Here is a 25,756-nt window from a genome sequence, read left to right as displayed (position 1 = left end):
GGGGCCGTTCGCCGGAGCGGATCACGCCCGTGTATTCTGTGGTTCCGAAACATTGCCATCGTCCGGGCCCGTTCGAGCGCCCGCCAGCCGACGCACAGGGGGTCAGATCCATGGGTCGTGGCCGACAGAAAGCCAAGCAGACCAAGGTGGCACGGGACCTCAAGTACTACAGCCCGCCCACGGACCTCTCCGCGCTGCAGCGGGAGCTGCAGCACAAGGAGGCCGAGGGCGGCGACTGGGACGAGGACCGCGAGGACTGGGCCGATGAGGACGCCCCCTCCGCCCGGTACCGCTGAGCAGGTCGGCGTCCCCACGCCACCGAGATCCCGCTGACCAGGGCCGCCCCGACGGGACGGCCCTGGTTCTCTGCGTGCGCCCCCATGTCCGGACCTGCCCCGACCGACCTCAGGACCAGCCGTGATGCTGGGAGGTCATGAGCACGGTGCCGCCCTCGACGCCCTTGGCGCCGCTCACCCGATGCTCCAGTCGTCCCTCCCCCGCGGGAAGTGCCTGCTCCGGGAGGACCTCGCCGATCACGGTGGCGGGCAGGTCCCGAGCGGCCAGCAGGGACAGGGTCGCCTCGGCCTGCTCGGGGTGGACCACGGCGATCATGCCGATGCCCATGTTCAGGGTGCCGTCGAGGTCGAGCTGCGGGACGTCGCCCCACTCGGCGACGGCGGCGAAGACGGGTGCCGGGGTCCAGGAGGAGCGGTCCACCACGGCGCCGAGGCCGGCGGGCAGCACCCGGGCCAGGTTCGCGGCCAGTCCCCCGCCGGTGACATGGCTGAGGGCGTGGACCCCGCCGCCGGCGGCCTCGTCCTCGAGCAGCGCGGCGACGTCCCCGGCGTAGATGCGGGTCGGCTCCAGCAGCTCCTCGCCGAGGGTGCGACCGAAGGCCTCGATCATCGTGTCCAGGCCCAGCCCGGCGCGGTCGACCACGGCGCGGACCAGGGAGAAGCCGTTGGAGTGCAGGCCGGAGGCGGCCATCCCGATCAGCACGTCGCCGACGCGGACCCGCTCCGGGCCCAGCATGTCCTCGGCCTCGACCACGCCGACGGCGGCGCCGGCCACGTCGTAGTCCTCGGGGGCCATCAGGCCCGGGTGCTCGGCGGTCTCCCCGCCCACCAGGGCGCAGCCGGCGATGCGGCAGCCCTCGGCGATGCCGCGGACGATGTCGGCGATGCGCTCGGGCACCACCCGCCCGCAGGCGATGTAGTCGGTCATCGCGAGCGGCCGGGCGCCGACCACGACGATGTCGTCCACCACCATCGCGACCAGGTCCTGGCCGATGGTGTCGTGCACGTCCAGCTCGCGGGCCAGGGCGATCTTGGTGCCCACGCCGTCGGTGGAGGAGGCCAGCAGCGGGCGACGGTAGTCCTTCAGCGCGCTGACGTCGACGAGGCCGGCGAAGGCGCCGATGCCGCCGAGCACCTCGGGGCCGTGGGTCGCGGCGACGGCCTCCTTCATCAGCTCCACGGCCTTGTCTCCGGCGGCCGTGTCGACCCCGGCCTCGGCATAGGTGACTCCACGGGGGGCGGGGGTGCTCATGCGGGTTCCTTCACGGAGAGCTCCTCGAGGGTGACCGGGAGGATGCCCTGGTCGCGGGCGGTCGGATCGGGCAGGGACACCGGGTAGGTGCCGGTGAAGCAGGCCGTGCAGAGGGTGGAGGGCTCCTGCGCGGTGGCGGCGACCATGCCCTCCTGGGAGATGTAGCCCAGGGAGTCGGCGCCGATGGAGCGGGCGATCTCCTCCGTGTCCAGGCCGTTGGCGATCAGCTCCGCCCGGGAGGCGAAGTCGATGCCGTAGAAGCAGGGCCAGCGCACGGGCGGGGAGGAGATCCGCACGTGCACCTCGGCGGCGCCGGCCTCGCGGAGCATTCGCACCACGGCCCGCTGGGTGTTGCCGCGCACGATGGAGTCGTCGATGACGACCAGGCGCTTGCCCTCGATGACCTCGCGCAGGGGGTTGAGCTTGAGGCGGATGCCGAGCTGCCGGATGGTCTGGCTGGGCTGGATGAAGGTGCGGCCGACGTAGGCGTTCTTCACCATGCCCTGGCCGTAGTCGATGCCGGACTCCTGGGCGTAGCCGATCGCGGCGGGGGTGCCGGACTCCGGGGTGGGGATCACCAGGTCCGCCTCGACGGGGTGCTCGCGGGCGAGCTGCCGGCCCATCTCGATGCGGGACTCGTTGACGCTGCGCCCGTTGATGTGGGTGTCGGGGCGGGCGAGGTAGACGTACTCGAAGACGCAGCCCTTGGGGCGCGGCTCCATCACCTGGCGGGACCGCAGCCCCTGCTCGTCGATGGTGATCATCTCGCCGGGGGCGACCTCGCGGACGAAGCTGGCGCCGCAGATGTCCAGGGCGGCGGTCTCGGAGGCCACCACCCAGCCGCGCTCGAGGCGGCCGAGGACCAGCGGTCGGATGCCCTGGGGGTCGCGCGCCGCGTACAGCGTGGTCTCGTCCATGATCGTGAAGCAGTAGGCGCCGCGCAGGTGGGGCATCACCTCGGCGAGGGCGTCCTCGAGGCTGCCCTCGGTGTTCAGCAGGGCGGTGACCAGGGCGGTGTCGGTGGTGTTACCGCGGGCGATCTCGCCGCGGGTGGTCTCGCCCTGGCGCTCCGTGAGCAGCTCCAGCAGCTCGGCGGTGTTGACCAGGTTGCCGTTGTGGGCCAGGGCGACCGTGCCGTCGGGCCGGGGGCCGAGGGTGGGCTGCGCGTTGGACCAGACGGAGCCGCCGGTCGTCGAGTAGCGAGCGTGCCCGATCGCGATGTGCCCCTGCAGGGCCTCGAGGCTCGCCTCGTCGAAGACCTGGGAGACCAGGCCCATGTCCTTGTAGACCAGGATCTGGGAGCCGTCGCTGGTCGCGATGCCGGCCGATTCCTGACCGCGGTGCTGGAGGGCGTAGAGCCCGTAGTAGGAGAGCTTCGCGACCTCTTCCCCCGGGGCGAAGACGCCGAAGACGCCGCAGGAGTCCTGCGGACCCTTCTCGCCGGGGAGGAGGTCGTGGGAGAGGTTGCCGTCGCCACGTGCCACGGCCCCATCATGACACAGCCGGAGCGGGGAGCCGTCCGGAGGTGACGCGGCTCCCTCGCTCAGCGGCGACGCTGCGCGATCGCCTCGACGAGGCAGGCCAGTGCCGCGAGCGGCACGCCGATGAACAGCCCGGCCAGCAGGCCGAGGTTCAGCATCGAGCCGGCGTCGGTGATGCCCAGCAGCGGGGCGCCGAGGAATCCGATGACGACGGGCACGACCAGCGCGAGCAGCACCCAGGTGAGCAGGCTCGGGGTGCGCCGGCGACGCACGTACACCGCGGTGGACTCCGCGGGGGCCTCGGCCGGGGAGGCGGGGCTCGTCGGGGCGTCCGCACTGTCAGGGGCGGACGGGGAGGGCTGGGAGGTGGTCACAGTGCTCCTGCGGCGTCGACGGCGGCGACGACGATCGCCGGGTCGGTCGCGGTGTCGGGGGCAGCGGCCTCGCGGGGCGAGGCGGCGGCGCGGCGGGCGGACAGGTGGACGGCCGGGACGCCGGTGGCGCGCACCAGCTCGGCCAGGTGGGCGGGGCGCACCCCGGCGCCGGCGCAGATCTCGATCAGCTCCTCGGATGCCTCGACCATCGCGGCGAGGTCCGCGGCGCCGTCGAGGGCGCGCAGGGCGCCGCCGGAGCTCAGCACCCGATGGAAGCCGAGGCCGAGCAGCTGCTGCACGGCCTCGACGCGGGCGTCCCGGTCGGGCAGGGCGTCCACGGCGCGATGGGCGGTCAGGCCCACCCCACGCAGCTCCTCCTGCCCGGCCTGCAGGGCGGCGTCGCGGATGCTCTCCAGGGCGGGCACGTCGAGCCCGCCGTGCTCGTTCAGGGCGCCGATGACGATGCCGTGCGCCCCGGCGTGCACCGCGGCGGCGGCCTGCGCGGCCATCTCGGAGACGGCGGGCCCCTCGTAGCGGAAGGGGGCGGGGTCGGTGGGGTCCACCTCGGCGGTGGCGCCGACGCGGATCAGGGCGTGCAGCTCGAGGCCGGGGCGGGCGCGCTGCTCGGTGAGCAGGGCGTCCAGGCGATGCCGGGCGGCGGCCACCAGCTCGGCGTCGGCGCTGGCGCCGCCCCGCTCGGGGGCGGTGCACAGCTCGATGCGGTGGGCGCCCGCGCGGGCGGCCACCTCGAGCCCGGCCACGTCGGCGACGGTGACCTCGACGGTCACGGGGGTGCGCTCGCTCATGCCGTGCCCTCCTCGCGGGCGGTGCGGGCGGCGCGGCGCGGGCCGGGCAGGGGCAGCAGCTCCGAGAGGTCGCTGCGCTCCCCGCTGGCGGTGACGGCCCCGGCCGCGCGGGCCTCGTCCCAGCTCATGGCTCCGGTGACGAGTGCCAACCAGGTGGTGGCGTCGGTCTCGACGACGGCGGGCGGGGTGCCGCGGGTGTGGCGGGTGCCGGCGATGGCCTGCACGGCCGCGTAGGGCGGGACGCGCAGTTCGACGGCGCCGCCCGGGTACTCCTCGGCGAACAGCTCCAGGGTGTGGCGCACGGCCGGGGCGAGCACGGCGCGGCGGGCGGCCGCGGGGTCGCGGGCCCAGGCGCCGAGGGCCTCGATCCCCGCCTGCGGATCGGTGCGACGGGTCACCACCTCAGCGGCTCGCCCCCGGCAGCAGGTCGTGCACCGCGATGGTGTCGTCGCGGTCCGGGCCCACGCCGATGGCGCTGATGCGGCAGCCGGCCAGCTCCTCGAGGCGCCGCACGTAGGCCTGCGCGTTCTCCGGCAGCTCCTCGAGGGTGCGACAGGTGGAGATGTCCTCGTCCCAGCCGGGCAGGGTCTCGTAGACCGGGGTCGCGTGGTGGACGTCGGTCTGCGTCATCGGCATCTCGTGGTGCAGCACGCCGTCCACCTCATAGCCGGTGCAGATCGGCACCTCGGCGATGCCGGTGAGCACGTCGAGCTTGGTCAGCACGATGTCGGTGAAGCCGTTGATGCGCACCGCGTGGCGGATCATCAGCGCGTCGTACCAGCCGCAGCGGCGCGGCCGGCCCGTGTTCACGCCCACCTCGTGGCCGGTGGTCTGCAGGAACTCGCCCCACTTGTCGAAGAGCTCCGTCGGGAAGGGCCCGGCACCCACACGGGTGGTGTAGGCCTTCACGATGCCGATCACCCGGTCGATGCGGGTGGGGCCGATGCCGGCGCCCACGCAGGCACCGCCGGCGGTCGGGTTGGAGCTGGTCACGAAGGGGTAGGTGCCGTGGTCGACGTCCAGGTAGGTGGCCTGGCCGCCCTCCATCAGCACCACCTCGTCGCGGTCCAGGGCGGTGTTCAGCAGCTCGGTGGTGTCGACCACCATCGGGCGCAGCCGTTCCGCGTAGGACAGCAGCGTCTCGGTGATCTCCTCGACCTCGACCGCGCGGCGGTTGTAGAGCTTGACCAGCAGCTCGTTCTTCTGCCGCAGGGCGCCCTCCACCTTCTGCGCCAGGATCGACTCGTCGAAGAGGTCCTGCACCCGGATGCCGAGGCGGCCCACCTTGTCCATGTAGGCCGGGCCGATGCCGCGGCCGGTGGTGCCGATGGCGCGCTTGCCCAGGAAGCGCTCGGTGACCTTGTCGAGGGTCTGGTGGTACGGGGCGACCACGTGGGCGTTGGCGCTGATGCGCAGCCGGTCGGTGTCCACGCCGCGGCTGGAGAGGGCCGCGATCTCCTCGAAGAGGGCCTCGAGGTTCACCACCACGCCGTTGCCGATCACCGGGGTGACGCGCGGGGAGAGGATGCCGGCGGGCAGCAGCTTCAGTTCGAACTTCTCGCCGTGCACGACCACGGTGTGGCCGGCGTTGTTGCCGCCGTTGGGCTTGACGACGTAGTCGACGCGCTCCCCGAGCAGGTCGGTGGCCTTGCCCTTGCCCTCGTCGCCCCACTGGGCTCCCACGATCACGACGGCGGGCATGGCGACTCCTCGGGGACTGCGGGCGGGGGCGGTGACGCGGTACGGGAAGGGACGGTGAGGCGCGGCGATCCTACCAAGCCCGGATCGGGGCGATCTGGGCGGGGCCGGGGCCCGCGGGGCGCCCCGTCCCGCCCGGCGCGATCAGCCCAGCAGGCTGGGGTCGGCCTCGCGCAGGAAGTCCTGCACCCGCTCGGCCTCGGCCTCGTCGCCGATGCGACGGGAGGTCTCCCCCAGCATCGCCAGGGCGCGCAGGAAGCCGCGGTTGGGGGCGTGGGAGGCGGGGATCGGCCCCTGGCCCCGCCAGCCGGCCCGGCGCAGGGCGTCCAGGCCCCGGTGGTAGCCGGTGCGGGCGAAGGCGTAGGCGCTGACCACGTCGTCGTCCTCGAGGGCCTCCTGGGCGAGCGTCGCCCAGGCCAGCGGCGAGTCGGGATGACGGGTCGCGACCTCGCGCGGGTCGCCGTCGGCGAGCTCCGCGGAGACCTCGACGTCGACGAAGTCCTCGCCCAGGAGGGTCTCGGGGATGCCGAGCAGGTTGGTGCGGGTGGGGTTGTCGGTACGATCAGCCATGCACGCATCGTAGGCACCGCGCCTGACGATCGGTTCCTCGACCCCTCCACCCCTTGGCGGCACCCACACATGGCACGAACCCAGGACGGCTCGGAGCTGCTCACCGGCCCCGGCGCCGGAGGCCTGCTCCGCTCGGCGGTCAGCAACTCCGGCGGGGTGCTGCAGAGCTGGCAGCTGGACCACGTCGACCACCGCCCCGGCCGCAGCACCAAGGCGCTGTACCGCACGATGGTGACCTGGCCGGAGCTGGACGGGCCCGAGGCCGCCGCCCGCGAGGAGCTGTTCGGCGCGAGCGCCCACATCGGCGAGCGCGAGAAGGACCTCTACGTCGCCGACCAGACCCTGATGATGACCGATGGCGACATCAACGTGCGGGTCTGGCGCTACCCCCACGACCCCTGGCTGCCGATGCTGCCGCAGGTCTGTTACCCCGACGTGGTGGGCCGCACGCTCGGCGGGCTCGGGGTGCGCCTGGGTCCGGACCCCTCGGTGCCGATCGCGATCGACGTGGTCTCCTACCGTCCCGGCCGCCGCGCCGTGCTGCGCGCCAGCCAGGGCGAGCACGCCGTCTACCTCAAGGTGATGCAGCCGCATCGCAGCGCCGAGATCGTCGACCGCCACCAGCGGCTGCTGGCCGCCGGGGTGCCGGTGCCAGAGGTGATCGCCCACCACGAGGGCCTGGTGGTGCTCCGCGAGCTGCCGGGCCGGCCGCTGGCCCGGGCCGTCGTCGACGAGGGCCGCGAGTCCTGCACCGCGCAGGACCTGGTGGCGCTGCTCGACCGGATGCCCGCCTCCATGTACTCGCTGCCGCTGAGGCCCCCGTGGACCGACTCGGTGGAGTTCTACGCCGGCATCGTCTCCTCCTCCGTGCCCTCCCTGGCCCCGCGCCTGGATGCGCTGGTGCGCTCGATCCGCGAGGGCCTGGCGGCGCTCGAGCAGCGGATGGACATGCGCCCCCACGACGTCGTGCACGGCGACTTCTACGAGGCCCAGGTGTTCGTGGCCGAGGGCCGCGTGGTGGGCCTGCTGGACATCGACACGGTCGGCCCGGGGCGCCGCGCCGACGACCTGGCCTGCCTGCTCGCCCACCTCAGCGTGCTCGCGGACTACGGCAACGTGGGCCGCATCGACCGCGAGATGCAGCAGCGGGTCGAGCAGGCCATCGAGGACTGGCACCAGGCATTCGCCGACCGGGTGGACCCCACCGAGTTGGGTCTGCGCTGCGCCGGGGTGGTGCTGTCGCTGGCCACCGGCCCGCACCGGCAGCAGGAGCCGGCCTGGGAGGCCGCCACCGAGGCGATCGTGCGGGTGGCCGAGCAGTGGGTGGAGCACGCCCGCGCCGCCGAGTCCCGCCGCCACCACGCCTCCGCCCCGCTGCCCCCGGCCCCGGGCTCGGCCGCCTCGGCGAGCTCGGGCCGCAGCGCCCCGGTCCCCTCCGCCGGGGACTCCCCCTCCACGCTGGAGTACACCGGCGCCACCGCGACCGCCGGGGAGGACACCCCCACGCAGGACCGGCCCGTGCCGACGCTGCCCGCATGAGGGCCGTCATCCAGCGCATCGACGGCGCCCGCGTCGAGGTCGAGGACGAGCAGCACGCCGAGACCGTCGGCGAGGTCACCGGGGAGGGTCTGCTGGCCCTGGTCGGCGTCACCCACGAGGACGGGCCCGAACAGGTCGCGACCCTGGCCCGGAAGATCTGTGAGCTGCGGATCCTGGACGGCGAGCGCTCCGTGCTGGAGGCCGGCGCCGGGGTGCTGATCGTCTCCCAGTTCACCCTGTACGGCGCGACCCGCAAGGGCCGTCGTCCCTCCTGGAGCGGCGCCGCGCCCGGTCCCGTCGCCGAGCCGCTGATCGACGAGCTGGTGCAGGCGGTGCGCGCCCGCGGGGTCGAGGTCGCCACCGGCCGCTTCGGGGCGCGGATGCGGGTGTCCCTGGTCAACGACGGCCCCTTCACGGTGCTGGTCGAGGCCTGAGCCTCCCCCGGCAGCCTCCCCGGCCCCGGGGGTGCGGAGGCGGACGTCCTGGGCACCCCCGGGCGGACCCCGTAGGCTGACCCCATGACCTACACACTCGTGCTGCTCCGCCACGGCGAGAGCGACTGGAACGCGAAGAACCTGTTCACCGGCTGGGTCGACGTGGCCCTCACCGAGAAGGGACGCGAGGAGGCTGCCGCCGGCGGCGCCCTGCTCAAGGAGTCCGGGGTCCTCCCCGACGTCGTCCACACCTCCCTGCAGCGCCGCGCCATCATGACCGCGAACCTCGCGTTGGACGCCGCGGACCGCCACTGGATCCCGGTGCACCGCGACTGGCGCCTGAACGAGCGCCACTACGGCGCCCTGCAGGGCATGAACAAGGCAGAGATCCGCGAGAAGTACGGCGAGGACCAGTTCATGGCCTGGCGCCGCTCCTACGACACCCCGCCGCCCGAGATCGAGTTCGGCAGCGAGTTCAGCCAGGACCAGGACCCCCGGTACGCCGCCCTCGGCGACCAGCTGCCCAAGTCCGAGTGCCTCAAGGACGTCGTCGAGCGCTTCCTGCCGTACTGGGAGGAGGGCATCAAGCCCGACCTGGTCGACGGCAAGACCGTGCTGATCGCCGCCCACGGCAACTCGCTGCGCGCGCTGGTGAAGTACCTCGACGGCATCTCCGACGAGGAGATCTCCAGCCTGAACATCCCCACCGGCCAGCCGCTGGTGTACGAGCTGGACGAGTCCTTCCAGCCCGTCGAGAAGGGCGGCCGCTACCTCGACCCGGTCGCCGCGAAGGCCGCGGCCGAGGCCGTCGCCAACCAGGGCAAGAAGTGATTTAGCCTCCGACTTCCTCAGAAACCGCGGGGGGCTTGCGATTGTAGAAATCGCAAGCCCCCTACACTCTTTCGCCGACATTAACGTACCCATAACCGCGGAAATAAACCGGGGCGCGCCGAGAATTAATAGTGCCAGGCGAACAGAGAGCTTCTTAACCATATAAATAGCCCGCGCGAAGAATTCGAGCCCGAAGTGAGTCACGACACCAATAGCAATGAGCGACTGGCAGACCTGTCACGAATTGCCTTCTCGACCAGACTATGGCGTGAAGTGGCACGAAACGGGTCCTCGAAAGAGCTCGATGATGCCCTACGGCGCGCCGAGCTCGAAATAGGGCTAGACCACCATTCGAGAGCAGAGTTACTCCGCACCATCCACGGATGGATGCTCCGCAGCCGCCGGCCCGATTACACGTATCGACAAGCATTGATCTCGCGCTTTGCACAACGCTCTCATAACGGTGAGGTACGCTTTCTGACAGAGCTCCATCTCCGTTCAAGCATTGCAGACCTAGTTCGTATCGGCGGACACCTTGAGACTTTTGAAATTAAATCCGATCGCGATAACACTAGCAGGCTACCTAATCAGCTCTGGAATGCCTATCTCGTGTCACCATACGCGTCGCTCGTCACGACTCCACCGAATGCGAGCCAGTTCCTCGCCCGAACACCGTCTACACCCGTCGGCGTATACACGATTGGCCCTCGCGGGGGCCTCCGCCTTCTGCGCCAACCAACCGCAAGGTGGCAAAGGCTAGAGTCCCCCGAGATTCTGAACCTATTGAGAGCCGATGAACGAGCATACGCTCTGCGTGACATCGCCCCGACGTTGCTGCAAGAACCGAACACCCTGCAGTACAGGATTGCCGTGGAGGCCGCCGCAGAGGTGAAGCCCAAAGAATTTTACCTCCGCGCCGTGCAAGCACTACGCAGGAGGCCCCCCATCAGGCTCGAACCTGACCTATACTACATCCATCCAATACTAGTGTCCATCAATCCTAATTCAGCGCAACTGGCGAGAATACATGTTTGGCTCAAGGAGGAAGCGGGATGATTAAATACTACCCGGTCTTAAGAGGGAAGCAGTACGAGCTTATTGCGCTTCGGGAGTTGGCCGGCTTCTTTCAATCTTCACCGTGCTCCATACATCCTGTGATTGAGCCAGTCAGATCTCGCACCTCGTCGCGACTGCGGACAACAAGCATAGCTTTAAATCAATCCGGGATCGATCACTCGATTATATTCAACCCACACGTTGGAGACTTTCAAGACGACACGCAGATTGGCAAGTATCCAGTAGTTGAGCAACTAGCTGAATCAGAGATCAATTTTGGGGCCATTCTAAGTTCCACCGAGGCGATTCCGCGCACACTATCAGATTATAGGACGTGCCTTGAAAGTTCCGAGTCGACCCTCCTACTCTTTGAGCGCGAGCTCGGCAATTCTCGGGAGCTGGAGACGTTTATAGAGGATTCGAACAACGTCGCACTTCTGCTACCACCAGCCGTTTCGGCGGGACGCTATCGACGCTTCAATCGAACCGCGACAGCAGTGCTCCTTAACGATAACTTCCGACCGCGATCGAGAAATCTTGACTACGTCACCGATGGTCCCGAGTTGTTCACGTCTTCCCACCTCTACGCCGAGCTAGATGGTTATGAAGGTGTCGCCGACTATCTCACAGTCGGAGAAGGCTTTAACGAAGGCGGCTTCCTTCCGCGAGTAGTCGCGATCCATTGGACCTACCTCAACGACAATGGTGAAGTTTGGATCCGCCATTTCACGTCCGGGGAGTCCAGTCGAGCTGGCGATGTTCCCGGGAAGTTCCTCATTGCCGCCTCGAAACTCGTCGAGTCATTGAGCGACGTCGATAACAACAACCCTGCGGCGCGTGCTATGAGAGATCTTGTGGCGAGTAGTAGATTTCCCGGGCTCGGTACGGTAAAAAAGATTTCGATGCTCAATCACATGATTGTGATGAACAGTGCGATCGCTCAAGCCGAACAGGCAGACTAGACATGCAGCTTTGCGAGAAATGTCTTCCATCTGACTGGTGGGGAGCCCTCGAAGGGGACGAGTCTCCGACGACTTCTCTCCCCTGCCTTTCCCACGGTGAGCATCCAACTGTCAAATCCAGCAGCCTCGCGTCACGACTGGAGGAGTTGCTGAGCATGTACCGTGCGACCTTGGAAGGTGACCCCGTTGGGGACGTCCTTGTTCGCGACTGGGGTTTTCCGGATGCAAACATTGCGTCCACTCTGGTGGCCGACTGCTTTCCAGACAGACGGATCGAGCCCTCAACCAAGGTCGATCTTTTGACTTCGAACGAAGCACTCGACATGTGGCAAACTTTGAAAGACGAATTACGCACTCGAAATAGATTCTTTGCGACACGAGTCCTGGACCTTGAGCTGATCAGAGATGCGATCGAGAACCAGGAGAACGTTATTAAGTCCGGCCAGAAGCTGTACCGTGGTCGATTAGCTCTCCCCGGGGTGCGGCGGCGCGCCAAGGAAATGGCGGCACCTCCGGCAGGGAAGGCGGCGGCGGGCCGCGCCAATCCCGACGGCATCTCGTATCTCTACTTGGGCGACTCCAAGGACACTTGCATCGGCGAGGTGAGGGCCTCGATAGCCGACGAAGTCGCAATCGCAGAGTTTAAGACGATCGCGGATCTACATATCGTTGACCTGTCTTTTGTCGATGGTGTGCAATTTTGTACGGCCGATTCCCCGAGCAGATCAATCCTCGCAGTACACTTGCTTAGGAAGCTCTCATATGAGCTCTCGCTACCTGTGCGGCGTTCTAGCGGATATGTCGATCAGCAGTATTCCTATCTTCCCACGCAGTTTCTATGTGAGTACATCAAGTCTTTGGGTTACCACGGCGTGCGCTACCCCTCGGCCTTGAACCCCGGCGGCACAAATTTGGTGCTATTTGAGCATGATCTGACACGGATAAACAACCGCACCATGAGGCACTATCGCGTAAGTGCACTATCGCCTAAAACGGAACTTGTTCCTTGAGCGCAAGAGCTATCTCCATATAAGAGTTGGACTAATCCTGGTTTATCCTGGACAGGCTATGGCCCCACTTTTATTGGGAGGTCAGCGGCGCTTGCGGGTCCCGAACAGTGAGCGGCTGATCTCGCGACCGAGCACCGTTCCTGCCGAGCGCAGGAAGGACTTCACGGCGGGGTTGCCCAGGAGCCCCTCGTCCTTCTTCCTGCTTGAGGACTTCTTCGGGGCGGCCTCCGCATCGGAGCCGCCCCCCTTCGCACCGGCGTCCTTCTCGGCGTCGGCGGCATCCTGGGCGGCGGCGTCCTTCTCCGCACGCTGCTGCAGGATCTCGTAGGCGGACTCGTTGTCCACCACCTGGCCGTACTCCTTCATCAGCGGCGAGGCCGCGGCGGACTCCTTGATGACCTGCTCGCCGGCGGGCTCCATCGAGCTCTCCGGGGCGCGCACCGCGGTGATCGCGACCGGCGTCGGGGCGCCGTCCTCGCTCATCACGGTCACGATCGCCTCCCCGGTGCCGAGCGCGGGGATGACCTCCTCGAGGTCGTGCTCGGAGGTGGGAAAGGTCTTGGCGGTGGCCTTGAGCGCCTTCGCGTCGTCCGGGGTGAAGGCGCGCAGCGCGTGCTGGACCCGGTTGCCGAGCTGGGCGAGGACGTCGCCGGGGATGTCCTTCGGGGTCTGGGTGATGAAGAAGATGCCCACGCCCTTGGAGCGGATCAGGCGCACGGTCTGGACCACCTGGTCCAGGAACGCCTTGGAGGCGTCCTTGAACAGCAGGTGCGCCTCGTCGAAGAAGAACACCAGCTTCGGCACCTCGGCATCGCCCACCTCGGGCAGCTCCTGGTACAGCTCGGCCAGCATCCACATCATGAAGGTGGAGAACAGCGCCGGTCGGGAGGCGACCCCGGGCAGCTCGAGGCAGGAGATCATGCCCGCGCCGTCCGTCGTGCGCAGCAGCTGCTGGGTGTCGAAGGCGGGCTCGCCGAAGAAGACGTCCGCGCCGGAGGCCTCGAAGGCGGTGAGGCTGCGCAGGATCACGCCGGCGGTCGCGCTCGAGATCCCGCCGATGCCCTTGAGCTCGTCCTTGCCCTCGTCGGAGGTGAGGAACTTGATCAGAGCGCGCAGGTCCTCGAGGTCCAGCAAAGCCAGGCCCTGGGAGTCCGCGTAGTGGAAGATCAGCCCGAGCGAGGACTCCTGGGTGGGGTTCAGCTCGAGCACCTTCGCCATCAGCACCGGCCCGAAGTCGCTGACGGTGGTGCGGATCGGGACGCCCTCACCCTGCCCGCCGAGGGTGAAGAACTCCGTGGGCGCCGCGCGGGAGACCCACTCCTGGCCGCGGGCCACCGCGCGCGCGGTGAGCTTGTCGGAGGCGGTGCCGGGCACGGCGATGCCGGAGAGGTCGCCCTTCATGTCGGCGACGAACACGGCGGCGCCTGCGTGGGCGGCCTGCTCGGCGATGACCTGGAGGGTGCGGGTCTTGCCGGTGCCGGTCGCGCCCGCGATCAGGCCGTGGCGGTTCAGCATCGAGACCGCGAGATTCACCGGCACGTTCGGGTCGGGCTCGTCCCCGTCGAGCATCGCGCCGAGGTGGATGCGCGCGCCCTCGAAGTCGTAGGCGGTGCGGATCGCCTCGGCCTCCTCCGAGCTCGCGGGCGGCGCGGCCGGGGCGTCCTGCGTATCGGGCGCGGCGGCGTCCTGTATCTCGGGCGTGCCGGGATCCTGCTGCGGGCTGGTCATCGTGGCCTCCTCGCCGGCGCACCGGCACACTCGTGGTCGGGACGCACCGATCGTAGCGGGAGGAGTCGGCTCACCCGTTACCGTGATCACATGAAGCCACCCTCGCCGGCCGGGATCCGCGCCGAGGACGAGCTCGCCGCCGCGGACGTGCACGTCATGCTCACCGCCCCCTCCCGCACCGCCCTGCTCGAGAACCTCGGGATCACCGACCAGGACGCCTCGGACCTGCTCCCCCTGCTCGACGCCGCCGCGGCCGACGAGGAGGTGCTCGCCGAGGTGACCGCGATCGCGAACCGTCTGCGCGCCGCCGCCGGACTCGAGGTGCCCGAGGTCGACCTCGCCGCCGTGAAGGACCGCCACGACGCGCTCCAGCGGCGTCTCGCTCCCGGGGAGGGTCTGGTCGCGATCCTCGCGCTGCTCGTCTCCACCTCGACGGTGCGCGCCTGGCACACCGCCCGCGGCCTCACCCGAGCGCAGTCCTGGGAGGTGCTCGCCGATCTCGGCCAGCAGATGCGGGTCCACCGCGCCGGCACGGGGCGCCTGGGCCTCCACCAGCTGAACTGGGTGAGCATGAACTGGGCGGGTCGGCTGGTGCACCTCGGGCGCCTCCAGTTCGACCTGCACCGCCAGAGGGCCGCCCTGCTCGCGGGCACCGGCTCGACGCCGTCGGCCGACGGATCGGCTCCCTTGGCCGAGGGGCCGCGCGGGCCGGTGGACGGCCCGGTCTCTCCGGCCGAAGGCCCTGCGCCGTCGGCCGGCGACCCCCGCCGCTGGGTGCTCGGCACCCACATCCCGGCGCGCGGTCCGCTGGATCCCGCGGAGGTCGACGCCTCCTTCGACGCCGCGACCGCGTACTTCACGGAGCACTACCCCGAGCTCGGCGCGGGGCGCGGCGCGGAGGAGCCCGCGTTCGGCCATGAGTTCATCTGCGACTCGTGGCTGCTGAGCGACCAGCTCGCCGAGATCACGGGAGAGGACTCGAACCTCGCCCGCTTCGCCGCGCGCTGGGAGATGCTCGAGCGCTCCCGGATGGACGATGGAGCGCTCTTCTTCGTGTTCGGCCGCCGGCCCCCGGTCGACGTCGCCTCGCTCCCCCGCTCCTCACGCCTCGAGCGCGGGGTCGCCGAGCGCCTCGAGGATGGGCGCGGCTGGACCGGCGGACTCGGCCGCCTGCTCCGCTGAGCCTGCCCACCACAGCCCGGGCTCGCGCGGGGCCTCCGGCTCAGATCTCGGTGTCCGACCCGTCGTAGAGAGTGAGCACCTGGTCGAAGGCGCGGACCGGGTCGATGCCGCGCCGCATGGAGATCGCGAACGCACTGCGGGTCAGGGCGAAGCTCACCTGCACCAGGATCACCGCATGATCGCGGGCGAACTCGCCCTCGAGCGCCTCGGCGACCTCCTCGGCCAGCTCGGTCTGCATCTCCTGGAGGTTTCCGCTGGAGACCAGGTGCAGGCTCGGCTCCTGCTCCATGACCTGTTTCTTCAGCTCGCGCAGACCACGGTCGACGGGGACGTTCGCAATCGCTTCGCGCATCATCGAGCGCATCGCCTCACGCGCCGGCATGACCAGGAGCTTCTCCCGCAAGGAGGCGATCGCCTGTGCACCCTCCCCGCCGTTGATCCCCAGGATCGCGGACTCCTTGGTCACCCAGTGGTTGAAGAAGGTGCGGGTGGAGACCCCGGCGCGCTCGGCGATCATCTGCGCCGTGACCGCCGAGAGTCCGTGCTCGACCACCAGCTCGAGGGCGGCGCGGTGCATCGCCATGCGGGTCTGGCGCTTCTTCAGCTCCCGCAGGCCGAGCTCCTCCGAGCCCGCGGGGTCATGGTCATCGGTCGTCTGCGCGGAAGTCACACCGCCATCCTAGGTCCGACACATCACAAAATCTGCACTCGATGCAATAGTGCAGTCAATGCAACAGTTCTGTATCGTTGCCGAGTCACAGCCCGACGGGGTGCTGCGGCCGCTCCCCCACCGCTCACTCCCGAGGACCTCATGACTGCATCCACCACCCGGGCACCGCACCCGGCCGCTGCGGAGCCCGCCTCCTTCGCCGGCCTCGACCGCCAGGGCACGCTCGTCTTCGTCGGGCTCATGCTCGGCATGTTCGTCGCCTCCCTGTCCCAGACCATCGTCGGCCCCGCGATGCCGCGCATCGTCGCCGAGCTGGGCGGGGTGGAGCACTACAGCTGGATCGCCACCGCCGCGATGCTGGTCTCCGCCGTCGCCGTGCCGATCGTCGGCAAGCTCTCCGACCTCTACGGCCGCCGCTGGTTCTACCTCGGGGGCCTGGCCGTGTTCATGCTCGGCTCGATCCTCGCCGGCCTCGCCCAGGGCTTCTGGTTCCTGGTCTTCGCCCGCGCCGTGCAGGGCCTGGGCATGGGCACCCTGATGCCGCTGTCGCAGACCATCATCGGCGACATCATCCCGCCGCGGCAGCGCGGCAAGTACCAGGGCCTGATGGGCGCCGTATTCAGCGTGACCAGCGTGATCGGCCCGCTCATCGGCGGCACCGTCACCGACAACCTGGGCTGGCGCTGGCTGTTCTACCTGACCCTGCCCATCGGCGTGGCCGCCTTCGCCTTCATCTGGCGCTTCCTGAACCTGCCCCGCGGTGAGCAGCAGGGCCGGATCGACTTCGCGGGCATCCTCACCCTCACCCCGGGCCTCGTGATCGGCCTGCTGGCCATCACCTGGGGCGGCAACTCCTACGCCTGGTCCTCCCCCGTCATCCTCGGCATGTTCGCCGTGGCGGCCGTGTTCCTGGCCGTGTTCGTGGTGATCGAGATCCGCGTCGAGGAGCCGCTGCTGCCGCTGCACCTGCTGGGCCGGCCCATCGTGGCCCTGTCCGTGCTGGCCTCCTTCGCCATCGCGGTCGCCATGTTCGGCGCGATCATCTACATCCCCGTCTACGCGCAGGGCGTGCTGGGCGTCTCCGCCACCAACTCCGGGGCCATCCTGATCCCGCTGTCCGTGGCCATGATCCTCACCTCGATCCTGGTGGGCATGCTCATCACCCGCACCGGGAAGTACAAGCCCTTCCTGCTCGCCGGCGGCGCGGTCCTGGTGGCCGGCTACCTGCTGCTGGCCCGCATGCAGTACGGCGACTCGCAGTGGCACCTCACCCTGGCGATGGTCGTGATCGGCCTCGGCCTGGGCCTGTCAGTGCAGGTCTACACGCTGATCGTGCAGAACGCGGTGGGTCAGCGCGAGCTGGGGATCGCCACCGCCGCCGTGCAGTTCTTCCGGAACATCGGCTCCACCGTGGGCACCGCCCTGCTGGGCACCGTGATGACCGCGCAGATGGCCACCGCCATCGAACGCCAGCTGCAGCAGCTGCCCGCCGACCAGCTCGCCGCCCTGGACTCCTCCGGCGGGGAGCTGGACGCCTCGGGTCTCCAGGCCGCGGTGCTGGACCCGGCGGCCCTGGCCCAGCTCCCCGAGTTCCTCGTCGAGCCGATCCGGATGGGCATGGGCGAGGCGATGCACGTGGTGTTCCTGACCGCGGTGCCCTTCGTGGCCCTCGCCCTGCTGCTGTCGCTGTTCATCAAGCAGGTGCCGCTGCGGGACACCCTGGCGCCCGCCGAGGACGCCACCGCCACCGGCACCGACATCGCGGGCACCGCCGGCACGGGTACCGACCAGGACGCGGAGCCGGACACCGCCGCCCCGACGCCCGCAGAGCAGCGCCGCGAGCGGGAGCTGGTGGGCACCTCCACGGGCCCCCTGCACTCGGTGATGGGCGCGGCCGGGTCGATGTCCGGCACCCACACCGGGCAGTTCCCCGCCGTGGACGATTCCGAGGACGAGCCGGAGGGGAGCGGGCGCGGCGTGGCACGATGACGGAGTGATCCTCACCGACCATGTGCCGCCCCGCCTTCCCTCCGCGCACGAGGGGAGCCTGAGCACCCGGCTGCCGCTGGAGCAGGACGTGCCCGCCGTGGTGGCCCTGCTCGAGGCCGACGACCGCAGCCACACCCCGGACGCCTCCGTCGAGGCGGCCGGGGTGCGCTCGCGTCTGGTGGGCCTGAAGTCCTGGTCCCGCCGCCAGCTGGTGGTGGTGCCCGCCGGGGCGGAGGGCCCCTCCCCCGAAGCACCCGTGGCCTGGGTGTCCGTGGAGGACCGTGCGACCGGCCGCAGCGACGTGGAGTGGGTGGCCGCCCCGGACCTGCCGGCCCGCGACGAGCTGGTGGCGTCCCTGCTGGGCTGGGCCGAGGAGGTCGCCGGCTCCTTCGCCCGCCACCGCGGCGTTCAGACCACCCAGCTCGACGCGAGCGCCAACGCCCTGGACGCCGACCGTCGCCGCCTGCTCACCGCGGACGGCTTCACCCAGGTGCGGGACTGGCTGCACATGCGCAGACCCGTCACCCTGGGCGAGGCCGCCGAGCTGCCGGAGCCCCGCCCCGGCACCCGGGTGCGGCCGGTGCACCGCCACCCCTCGGGCCTGCCCGTCGCGCAGGACGTGCGCACCGTGCACCGCATGCTGGAGGAATCCTTCGCCGATCACTGGGGCTCCTACCGCGAGTCCTTCCCCGAGTTCGTGCAGCGCCTGATCGAGAACCCCGAGCAGGCCCGCTGGGACCACTGGTGGATCGCCGAGATCGAGCGGGAGGGCCGCTGGCTGCCCGCCGGGGGCCTGGTGGCCGCCCCGATCCCCGCCCGCGCGGACGCCGCGGGCCTCGCCCACGACCCGGCGCGCGGCGAGGGCACCTACCTGGAGTACCTCGGGGTGCACCGCTCGGCCCGCGGCCACGGCATCGCCAAGTCCCTGCTGCGCGCCGCGATCCGCGATGCCGCCGAGCGCGGCCGCACCCGCGTGGAGCTGGAGGTGGACGCCGCCTCCCCCACCGGCGCGGACGGCCTCTACGCCGCGATGGGCTGGGAGCCGTTCGAGCGCACCGAGTCCTGGCAGCGCACCGTGACCGCCCACCCCTCGCGTCTGCTCGAGCCCCCGCCCGCCTGAGCCCGCCCGGCCCCGGCACCCCCGGACGCACCGCGGCCCCCGGCTCGCGCGGGGCGAGGCGGAGGCCGCGGGGCGGGCCGGGCGCGGGGCCCGGCTCAGCGGGAGGGACGGGCGGCGCGGGGCGCGCGGCGGGTCACTCCCACTCGATGGTGCCCGGGGGCTTGGAGGTGACGTCGAGGGCGACCCGGTTGATCTCCGGCACCTCGTTGGTGATGCGGGTGGAGATGCGTCCCAGCACCTCGTAGGGCACCTTGGCCCAGTCCGCGGTCATCGCGTCGTCGCTGGTCACGGGGCGCAGGATCACGGGGTGGCCGTAGGTGCGGCCGTCGCCCTGCACGCCCACGCTGCGCACGTCCGCCAGCAGCACCACGGGGCACTGCCAGATCTCGCGGTCCAGGCCGGCGGCGGTCATCTCGGCGCGGGCGATCGCGTCGGCGCGGCGAAGGATGTCCAGGCGCTCCTTGGTGGCCTCGCCGATGATGCGGATGCCCAGGCCCGGCCCCGGGAAGGGCTGGCGCCAGACGATCTCGTCGGGCAGTCCCAGCTCGGAGCCCACGGCCCGCACCTCGTCCTTGAACAGGGTGCGCAGCGGCTCGACCAGCTCGAAGGAGAGGTCCTCGGGCAGTCCGCCCACGTTGTGGTGGCTCTTGATGTTGGCCGCGCCCTCGCCGCCGCCGGACTCCACGACATCGGGGTACAGGGTGCCCTGCACGAGGAATGCCGTGGCCTCGCCGTGGGCGGCGTCCCCCTCGCCCTCGACGACGCCGCGCTCGCGGAGGATCTCCGCCTGGGCGTTCTCGAAGGAGCGGATGAACTCGCGGCCGATGATCTTGCGCTTCTGCTCGGGATCGGTCACCCCGGCGAGCGCGCTGAGGAACTGCTCCTCGGCATCGACCATGACCAGCTTCGCGCCGCCGGTGGAGGCGCCGAAGGCCTGCTCGATCTGTGCGGACTCGTCCTGGCGCATCAGCCCGTGGTCGACGTACACGCAGGTGAGGCGGTCGCCGATGGCGCGCTGCACGAGGGCGGCGGCCACCGCGGAGTCCACGCCGCCGGAGAGGCCGCAGATCGCGGTGCCCTCGCCGACCTGCTCGCGGATCCGCGCCACCTGCTCCTCGATGACGTTGCCGGTGGTCCACGTGGGCTCGATGCCCGCGCCGCGGTGCAGGAAGTTCTCCAGCACCTCCTGGCCACGGTCGGAGTGGCCCACCTCGGGGTGCCACTGCACGCCGTAGAGCTGCTTCTCGGGGTGCTCGAAGGCGGCCACCGGGGAGCCGGAGGAGGTCGCGACCACGCGGAAGCCGGTGGGGGCGGCGGTCACGGAGTCGCCGTGGCTCATCCACACGTTCTGGTCGAGGTCCTGTTCGCGCAGCAGCTCGGAGGCGGAGTCGATGGCCTCGAGGCGGGTGGCGCCGTACTCGCGCACCCCGGTGGGGGCGACGGTGCCGTCCAGCGCCGCGGCCATCGACTGGAAGCCGTAGCAGAGCCCGAGCACGGGCACGCCGGCATCGAGCAGGGCGGCGTCCAGGCGGGGCGCGCCCTCGGCGTACACCGAGGAGGGGCCGCCGGAGAGGATGATCGCCCGGGGCTGCTTGGCGAGGATCTGCTCCACCGGCATCGAGTGCGGCACGATCTCGGAGTAGACCCGAGCCTCGCGGACGCGGCGGGCGATGAGCTGGGCGTACTGGGCGCCGAAGTCGACGACGAGGACGGGGCGCTGGTCGGTATCACTCACGCGGGCGAGTCTACGGGGACGCGGCCCCTGCGGCCTGCCCGGACGCGGGCGACATGGGGCGCTTCACTCGCGGGCCGCGCCAGGACCGGTTCAGCCGCCCGCAGCCCTGAGCGGGGCTCGGGCGCCGGCGGCCGCGAACCGGGGTCAGGCGCCGGCGGCCCCCGCGGCGGGTCCCTCGGCCTCGTCCTGCAGGGTGGGGCGGCGGCGCAGCTCGTCCTCGACGCGGCCGTGGGTCCAGCGCTCCCCGAAGAAGGAGAGCACCGGGATCACGCCGAAGAACATCAGCAGCAGCATCCGCGGCAGGCCCCAACGCATCTTCAGCCACAGGTCGAAGGCGAGGATCACGTAGACCATGTAGATCAGGCCGTGGATCGGGGACCACACGGAGGAGATCTGCTCCCAGGTGTGGGAGGTGGAGGTCAACCAGGCGTCGCCGCCGAAGACGACGTAGCGCATCACCATGATGCACACCAGCACCAGCAGGGCGATGCCCTCGACGATCGAGGCCACCCGGAAGCGGGCGAAGGAGGTGCGCACCTGCACCTCATCGAGGGGTCGGGGTGCCGGCATCGGCGTCCTCCTGGGTCGGGGCGGCGTCCGCGGGGACGCCGGGGTCGGGTCGCTGATCGGGGTGCTCCCCGGCGGAGGCCAGGGAGCGCTCGAGCTCCTCGCGCTGGGCGGCGAGCTCGTCGAGGTGGGCGGTGCGCACGGTGCGCCCCCACAGGTAGAGGAAGAAGACGCCGAAGACGATCCACTGGGCGGCGTAGCCGATGTTCTGCCAGTCCAGGCCACGCTGGAAGGCCGACTCGGCGACCGGCATCGGGGACAGCCCCTCGGCCGCGGAGGTCTGGGCGACGTACCCGGCGTACATCGGGTCGCCCCAGGCGTTGACCAGCAGCGGGGTGGCGATCTCGGAGGCGACACCCTCGAAGATGCCGTCGGTGGCGGCCTCGCTGGCCTCCAGCCGGCCGCTGATCTCGACCTCGCCGCTCGGCGGGGCCGGGGCTAGGGCGGGGTCGAGCTCGCCGTCGGCGCCGGTGACCTGCTCGGCGGGCACCCAGCCGCGGGCGACGGGCAGGATCGCCTGCTCCCCCTCGGAGGTGGTGACCTCGAGCGCGGTCACGACGATCACCGCGTCGGTGCCGTCGATGTGGCGCCCGCCCACCAGGATCTGCCGCTCGGCGTCGAAGCTGCCGGAGGCGGTGACGATCCCACCGACCAGCTCGTTGGTGACGGGGTCGGCCAGGCCGATGACGTCCTGCACGGGGCCGAGCTCCTCGGCCACCGAGGTGTCCTCGGAGAGCGCCCGGTGCGCCCGCTCCCACTGCCAGGTGGCCAGCAGGCCGCACACCACGGTCGCCAGCACCATCAGGGCGAGCAGCCCCAGGAACCGGGGACGGAGGGCGACGCGGAGCATGGGCCCCATGGTAGGAGCGCCGCCTGGGCGCGGACCGTGCTCCCCCGCCGACCGGGTGGTGCGCCTCTCACCGGGGCCCGGGATCGGGGCACGTCCTCGCACGTCCGCCGGGCGATCCGCGGGACGGTGGGCCTCCCCTCCCCGGTGCCGCGCCCGTACAGTGTGAACCGTGACCCAGAGTGTGTATATCGCCAGCCCCGAGGGGAAGACCGGCAAGTCGATGGTGGCCTTCGGGCTGCTGGAGGCGCTGGCCTCGAGCTCCGATCGCGTGGGCGTGTTCCGCCCCGTGGTGCGCTCCGGCGGCGCCGCCGACGAGGCGGTGCGCCTGCTGACCAGCCACCCCGCCGTCGACCAGAGCTACGAGGACGCGATCGGGGTGGATTACGAGCAGATGCTCGCCGACCCCGAGGCCGCCCAGGAGCGGATCCTGCGGCGCCATCGCGAGCTCGCCGAGCGCTACTCGCTGCTGGTGGTGCTCGGCTCGGACTACGACGACCTGGCCAACCCCACCGAACTCTCCTTCAACGCGGAGGTCGCCGCGAACCTGGGCGCGCCCGTCGTCATCGTGCTCTCCGGCATGGGTCGCAGTCCCGAGCAGATCGGCTCCCTGGCGGCGGTGGCGGTCTCCGAGTTCTCCGGGCACCACGCCACCCCCATCGCCGTGGTCGTCAACCGGGCCGACCCGGAGCAGCTCGAGGTGGCCCGGGAGGCCGTCACCGCGAAGGTGCCGGACACCCTGGTGGCCGCGATCCCGGAGAACCCGGTGATCATGGCCCCGAGCGTGCAGCAGCTCAAGGACGCCGTGGACGGCACCCTGCTGCAGGGCAACCCCGAGTGGCTGGACCGCGTGGCACTGGGCACCCTGGTGGCGGCGATGAGCCTGCCCAACGTGCTGGAGCGGCTCACCGAGAACTGCACCGTGGTCGCCCCCGGCGACCGCTACGATCTGCTGCCCGGCCTGGTGATGGCCCAGCAGTCCGGCACCTTCCCGGCGCTGTCCTCGATCATCCTCACCGGCGGCTACGAGATCCCCGATTCGGTGACCCGCCTGGTGGAGGGCCTGCAGCAGGACCTCCCGGTGATCGCCACCGAGCTGCCCACCTTCGACACCGCCGTCCAGGTGGCCGGCACCGGCGGCCGTCTGAACGTGGACAGCCCGCAGAAGCTGGACGCCGCTCGTCGCGCCGTCGCCGAGCACCTGCCCACCGCGGCCGTGCTCGAGGCCTTCGAGGTCTCCCGCTCCGACGTGGTCACCCCGATGATGTTCGAGTTCGAGCTGCTGGCCCGCGCCCGCGGCGAGAAGAAGCGCATCGTGCTGCCCGAGGGCGACGAGCCGCGGATCATCGCCGCCGCCGAGGCGATCCTGGCCCGCGGCGTCGCCGACCTGATCCTGCTGGGCGAGGAGAACGCGATCCGGTCGAAGGCCTCCCAGCTCGGCCACGACATCTCCGAGGCCCGCATCGTCTCCCCGCACGACCCGGAGCTGGTCGAGCGCTTCGCCGAGGAGTACGCCCGGCTGCGCGCCAAGAAGGGCGTGACGATCGAGCAGGCGCGGGAGAGTATCCAGGACGTCTCCTACTTCGGCACCATGATGGTGCAGCTCGGGGAGGCCGACGGCATGGTCTCGGGCGCCGTGCACTCCACCGCCCACACCATCCGCCCCAGCTTCGAGATCATCAAGACCAAGCCGGGCGCGCAGATCGTCTCCTCCGTGTTCCTGATGGCGCTGCAGGACCGGGTGCTGGTCTACGGCGACTGTGCCGTGAACCCCGACCCGACCGCGGACCAGCTCGCCGACATCGCCGCCCAGTCCGCGCAGACCGCCGAGCAGTTCGGCATCGACCCGCGGGTGGCGATGCTGTCCTACTCCACCGGCAGCTCCGGCACCGGCGCCGACGTGGACAAGGTCCGCGAGGCCACCGAGCGGGTGCGCAGCGAGAACCCCGAGCTCAGCGTCGAGGGCCCGATCCAGTACGACGCCGCGGTGGACGTGTCGGTCGCCAAGACCAAGCTGCCCGACTCCGCCGTCGCCGGACGCGCCACCGTGTTCGTCTTCCCCGACCTGAACACCGGCAACAACACCTACAAGGCCGTGCAGCGCTCCGCCGGGGCGATCGCCATCGGCCCGGTGCTGCAGGGCCTGAACAAGCCCGTCAACGACCTCTCCCGCGGGGCGCTGGTCGAGGACATCATCAACACCGTCGTCATCACCGCGATCCAGGCCCAGGCCGCCGACGCCGAGGCCTCCGCCCCGACCACGAAGGACCAGGCATGAGCACCTCCCCCGTCTCCGGACCCGCCGACGGCGCCGAGCTGGGCGCCCCCGCCCCCGCCGCGGACGCCTCCACCGTGCTGGTGGTCAACTCCGGCTCCTCCTCGCTGAAGTTCCAGCTGCTGGACCCGGTCTCCGAGGAGGTCTTCGCCTCCGGGATCGTCGAGCGCATCGGCCAGGAGACCGGCACCGCCCGCATCTCCGCCGGCGACGCCTACGCCCCCTTCAGCGGCCCGGTGCCGGACCACGTCGCCGCGATGCGCGTGGTCACCGACCTGTTCGAGGAGGTCGGCCTCGCGCTGGCCGACGCGAACGTGGTGGCCGTCGGGCACCGCGTGGTGCAGGGCGGCGCCCGCTTCGCCGAGCCGCAGCTCATCGACTCCTGGGTGCGCGACCAGATCTCCGACCTGGGCTCGCTGGCGCCGCTGCACAACCCGGCCGCCGTCGACGGCATCGACGCCGCCCGCGAGATGCTGCCGGACATTCCGCATGTGGCGGTGTTCGACACCGCCTTCTTCACCCGCCTGCCGGAGGCGTCCCGCACCTACGCGCTGAACAAGCAGATCGCCTCCGAGTACCGCATCCGCCGCTACGGCGCCCACGGCACCAGCCACCGCTACGTCTCCGAGCAGGTCACCGCACTGAAGGCCGCCGAGGGGCGGGACACCGCGGACCTCAGGCAGATCGTGCTGCACCTGGGCAACGGCGCCTCCGCCTCGGCCGTCAAGGGCGGCGAGCCGGTGGACACCTCGATGGGCCTGACCCCACTGGAGGGCCTGGTGATGGGCACCCGCACCGGCGACATCGACCCCAGCGTGTACGCGCACCTGTCGCGCAGCGCCGGCTGGAGCATCGACGAGATCGACACCGTGCTGAACAAGCAGTCCGGCATGCAGGGCCTGTGCGGGATGAGCGACTTCCGCGACATCACCCGGGCCATCGAGCAGGGCGACTCGGAGGCGGAGCTGGCGATGCAGGTGTACGTGCACCGGCTGCGCAAGTACGTCGGCGCCTACGCCTTCGCCCTCGGCGGCCTGGACGTCATCACCTTCACCGCGGGCATCGGGGAGAACGTGCCCGAGGTGCGCGAGCGGGTGCTGGCCGGCCTCGAGGGCTTCGGCATCGTGCTGGACCCGGCGAAGAACACCGAGCGCTCCAAGGAGCCGCGCGACATCGCCGCCGCGGACTCGGCCGTACGGATCCTCATCGTGCCCACCGACGAGGAGCTGGCCATCGCCCAGCAGTCCCTGGAGCTGGCCCGCGCCCAGGCCTGACTCCGCCGGTCCCCGACGGCCGCTGTCCCCACCCGGGGGCGGCGGCCGTTCGTCTGCCGG

The 25,756-nt window shown here is 70.6% G+C and carries 24 protein-coding genes; 12 read left to right on the top strand and 12 right to left on the bottom strand.

Annotated features, from left to right (window positions below; genetic code table 11):
* The first annotated feature begins 110 nt into the window (after window positions 1-110).
* Window positions 111-296 (top strand): DUF3073 domain-containing protein, encoded by a 186-nt coding sequence (locus tag OM98_RS06830; protein ID WP_029362739.1) that lies wholly within the window; start codon window positions 111-113, stop codon window positions 294-296.
* Window positions 297-405: 109 nt separating this feature from the next.
* Here the strand turns inward: OM98_RS06830 and purM are convergent, their stop codons facing one another.
* The 7 genes from purM to OM98_RS06795 form a co-directional block, all read right to left on the bottom strand.
* Window positions 406-1,548 carry a phosphoribosylformylglycinamidine cyclo-ligase gene (purM, locus tag OM98_RS06825; RefSeq protein ID WP_010533857.1) on the bottom strand — a complete coding sequence of 381 codons (1,143 nt, stop codon included), beginning with the start codon at window positions 1,546-1,548 and terminating at the stop codon, window positions 406-408.
* Window positions 1,545-3,032 (bottom strand): amidophosphoribosyltransferase, encoded by a 1,488-nt coding sequence (gene purF / locus OM98_RS06820; RefSeq protein WP_010533856.1) that lies wholly within the window; start codon window positions 3,030-3,032, stop codon window positions 1,545-1,547. Before purF ends, purM begins: the two co-directional genes overlap by 4 nt.
* A gap of 59 nt (window positions 3,033-3,091) precedes the next feature.
* A complete protein-coding gene (locus tag OM98_RS06815; RefSeq protein ID WP_010533855.1) occupies window positions 3,092-3,403 on the bottom strand; it encodes a hypothetical protein in 312 nt (103 codons plus the stop codon).
* Complete coding sequence (locus OM98_RS06810) at window positions 3,400-4,209, bottom strand: copper homeostasis protein CutC (RefSeq protein WP_010533854.1); 810 nt, start codon at window positions 4,207-4,209, stop codon at window positions 3,400-3,402. The genes OM98_RS06815 and OM98_RS06810 overlap by 4 nt, the downstream gene beginning before the upstream one ends.
* The gene (locus OM98_RS06805; RefSeq protein WP_010533853.1) at window positions 4,206-4,610 is read right to left on the bottom strand and encodes a sterol carrier family protein; all 405 of its coding nucleotides are present in this window, start codon (window positions 4,608-4,610) and stop codon (window positions 4,206-4,208) included. The genes OM98_RS06810 and OM98_RS06805 overlap by 4 nt, the downstream gene beginning before the upstream one ends.
* 1 nt (window position 4,611) lies before the next feature.
* On the bottom strand, window positions 4,612-5,910 hold the full coding sequence (locus OM98_RS06800) for an adenylosuccinate synthase (protein WP_010533852.1): 1,299 nt from the start codon (window positions 5,908-5,910) through the stop codon (window positions 4,612-4,614).
* 141 nt (window positions 5,911-6,051) lie between these two features.
* On the bottom strand, window positions 6,052-6,477 hold the full coding sequence (locus OM98_RS06795) for a DUF3151 domain-containing protein (RefSeq protein WP_010533851.1): 426 nt from the start codon (window positions 6,475-6,477) through the stop codon (window positions 6,052-6,054).
* A gap of 69 nt (window positions 6,478-6,546) precedes the next feature.
* Between OM98_RS06795 and OM98_RS06790 the strand changes: the two genes are divergently transcribed.
* From OM98_RS06790 to OM98_RS15180, 6 genes are all read left to right on the top strand, one after another.
* Window positions 6,547-8,016 carry a phosphotransferase gene (locus OM98_RS06790; RefSeq protein ID WP_010533850.1) on the top strand — a complete coding sequence of 490 codons (1,470 nt, stop codon included), beginning with the start codon at window positions 6,547-6,549 and terminating at the stop codon, window positions 8,014-8,016.
* Window positions 8,013-8,450: a D-aminoacyl-tRNA deacylase gene (gene dtd, locus OM98_RS06785; RefSeq protein WP_010533849.1), complete on the top strand. Its 438-nt coding sequence runs from the start codon at window positions 8,013-8,015 to the stop codon at window positions 8,448-8,450. Before OM98_RS06790 ends, dtd begins: the two co-directional genes overlap by 4 nt.
* Window positions 8,451-8,534: 84 nt before the next feature.
* Complete coding sequence (locus OM98_RS06780; protein ID WP_010533848.1) at window positions 8,535-9,281, top strand: phosphoglyceromutase; 747 nt, start codon at window positions 8,535-8,537, stop codon at window positions 9,279-9,281.
* Window positions 9,282-9,668: 387 nt separating this feature from the next.
* On the top strand, window positions 9,669-10,337 hold the full coding sequence (locus OM98_RS16485) for a sce7726 family protein (RefSeq protein WP_425358396.1): 669 nt from the start codon (window positions 9,669-9,671) through the stop codon (window positions 10,335-10,337).
* Window positions 10,334-11,299, top strand: coding sequence for a sce7725 family protein (locus tag OM98_RS15555; protein ID WP_139017639.1), 966 nt, complete (start codon window positions 10,334-10,336; stop codon window positions 11,297-11,299). The genes OM98_RS16485 and OM98_RS15555 overlap by 4 nt, the downstream gene beginning before the upstream one ends.
* 155 nt (window positions 11,300-11,454) lie before the next feature.
* Window positions 11,455-12,309, top strand: a complete 855-nt coding sequence (locus tag OM98_RS15180; RefSeq protein WP_175285961.1) for an RES family NAD+ phosphorylase — start codon at window positions 11,455-11,457, stop codon at window positions 12,307-12,309.
* 81 nt (window positions 12,310-12,390) lie between these two features.
* Here the strand turns inward: OM98_RS15180 and OM98_RS06775 are convergent, their stop codons facing one another.
* Complete coding sequence (locus OM98_RS06775; protein ID WP_010533847.1) at window positions 12,391-14,037, bottom strand: helicase HerA-like domain-containing protein; 1,647 nt, start codon at window positions 14,035-14,037, stop codon at window positions 12,391-12,393.
* A 90-nt stretch (window positions 14,038-14,127) separates the two neighbouring features.
* On the opposite strand from OM98_RS06775, the gene OM98_RS06770 reads away from it, so the two are divergent.
* The gene (locus OM98_RS06770) at window positions 14,128-15,219 is read left to right on the top strand and encodes an acyltransferase domain-containing protein (RefSeq protein WP_010533846.1); all 1,092 of its coding nucleotides are present in this window, start codon (window positions 14,128-14,130) and stop codon (window positions 15,217-15,219) included.
* Window positions 15,220-15,259: 40 nt separating this feature from the next.
* On the opposite strand, the gene OM98_RS06765 is transcribed toward OM98_RS06770, so the two are convergent.
* Window positions 15,260-15,889, bottom strand: a complete 630-nt coding sequence (locus OM98_RS06765) for a TetR/AcrR family transcriptional regulator (protein WP_010533845.1) — start codon at window positions 15,887-15,889, stop codon at window positions 15,260-15,262.
* Between the two features lie 141 nt (window positions 15,890-16,030).
* On the opposite strand from OM98_RS06765, the gene OM98_RS06760 reads away from it, so the two are divergent.
* Together OM98_RS06760 and OM98_RS06755 are read left to right on the top strand one after the other, a co-directional pair.
* Window positions 16,031-17,878, top strand: a complete 1,848-nt coding sequence (locus OM98_RS06760; protein ID WP_010533844.1) for an MDR family MFS transporter — start codon at window positions 16,031-16,033, stop codon at window positions 17,876-17,878.
* Between the two features lie 4 nt (window positions 17,879-17,882).
* A complete protein-coding gene (locus OM98_RS06755) occupies window positions 17,883-18,998 on the top strand; it encodes a GNAT family N-acetyltransferase (RefSeq protein ID WP_010533843.1) in 1,116 nt (371 codons plus the stop codon).
* Window positions 18,999-19,131: 133 nt separating this feature from the next.
* Here the strand turns inward: OM98_RS06755 and guaA are convergent, their stop codons facing one another.
* From guaA to OM98_RS06740, 3 genes are all read right to left on the bottom strand, one after another.
* The gene (guaA, locus tag OM98_RS06750) at window positions 19,132-20,733 is read right to left on the bottom strand and encodes a glutamine-hydrolyzing GMP synthase (RefSeq protein WP_010533842.1); all 1,602 of its coding nucleotides are present in this window, start codon (window positions 20,731-20,733) and stop codon (window positions 19,132-19,134) included.
* A gap of 144 nt (window positions 20,734-20,877) precedes the next feature.
* Window positions 20,878-21,303 (bottom strand): DUF3817 domain-containing protein, encoded by a 426-nt coding sequence (locus OM98_RS06745; RefSeq protein WP_010533841.1) that lies wholly within the window; start codon window positions 21,301-21,303, stop codon window positions 20,878-20,880.
* The gene (locus OM98_RS06740; RefSeq protein WP_010533840.1) at window positions 21,278-22,150 is read right to left on the bottom strand and encodes an SURF1 family protein; all 873 of its coding nucleotides are present in this window, start codon (window positions 22,148-22,150) and stop codon (window positions 21,278-21,280) included. The genes OM98_RS06745 and OM98_RS06740 overlap by 26 nt, the downstream gene beginning before the upstream one ends.
* A gap of 169 nt (window positions 22,151-22,319) precedes the next feature.
* Between OM98_RS06740 and pta the strand changes: the two genes are divergently transcribed.
* Window positions 22,320-24,425 carry a phosphate acetyltransferase gene (pta, locus tag OM98_RS06735; RefSeq protein ID WP_033195063.1) on the top strand — a complete coding sequence of 702 codons (2,106 nt, stop codon included), beginning with the start codon at window positions 22,320-22,322 and terminating at the stop codon, window positions 24,423-24,425.
* Window positions 24,422-25,696 carry an acetate kinase gene (locus OM98_RS06730; protein ID WP_010533838.1) on the top strand — a complete coding sequence of 425 codons (1,275 nt, stop codon included), beginning with the start codon at window positions 24,422-24,424 and terminating at the stop codon, window positions 25,694-25,696. The genes pta and OM98_RS06730 overlap by 4 nt, the downstream gene beginning before the upstream one ends.
* Window positions 25,697-25,756 lie beyond the last annotated feature (60 nt).

Origin of the sequence: Brachybacterium squillarum M-6-3, from assembly GCF_000225825.1 — a bacterium.
GTDB classification, from domain to species: domain Bacteria; phylum Actinomycetota; class Actinomycetes; order Actinomycetales; family Dermabacteraceae; genus Brachybacterium; species Brachybacterium squillarum.
Note: the sequence above shows the minus strand (reverse complement) of the source record. Positions and strands in the feature narration are given on the sequence as shown.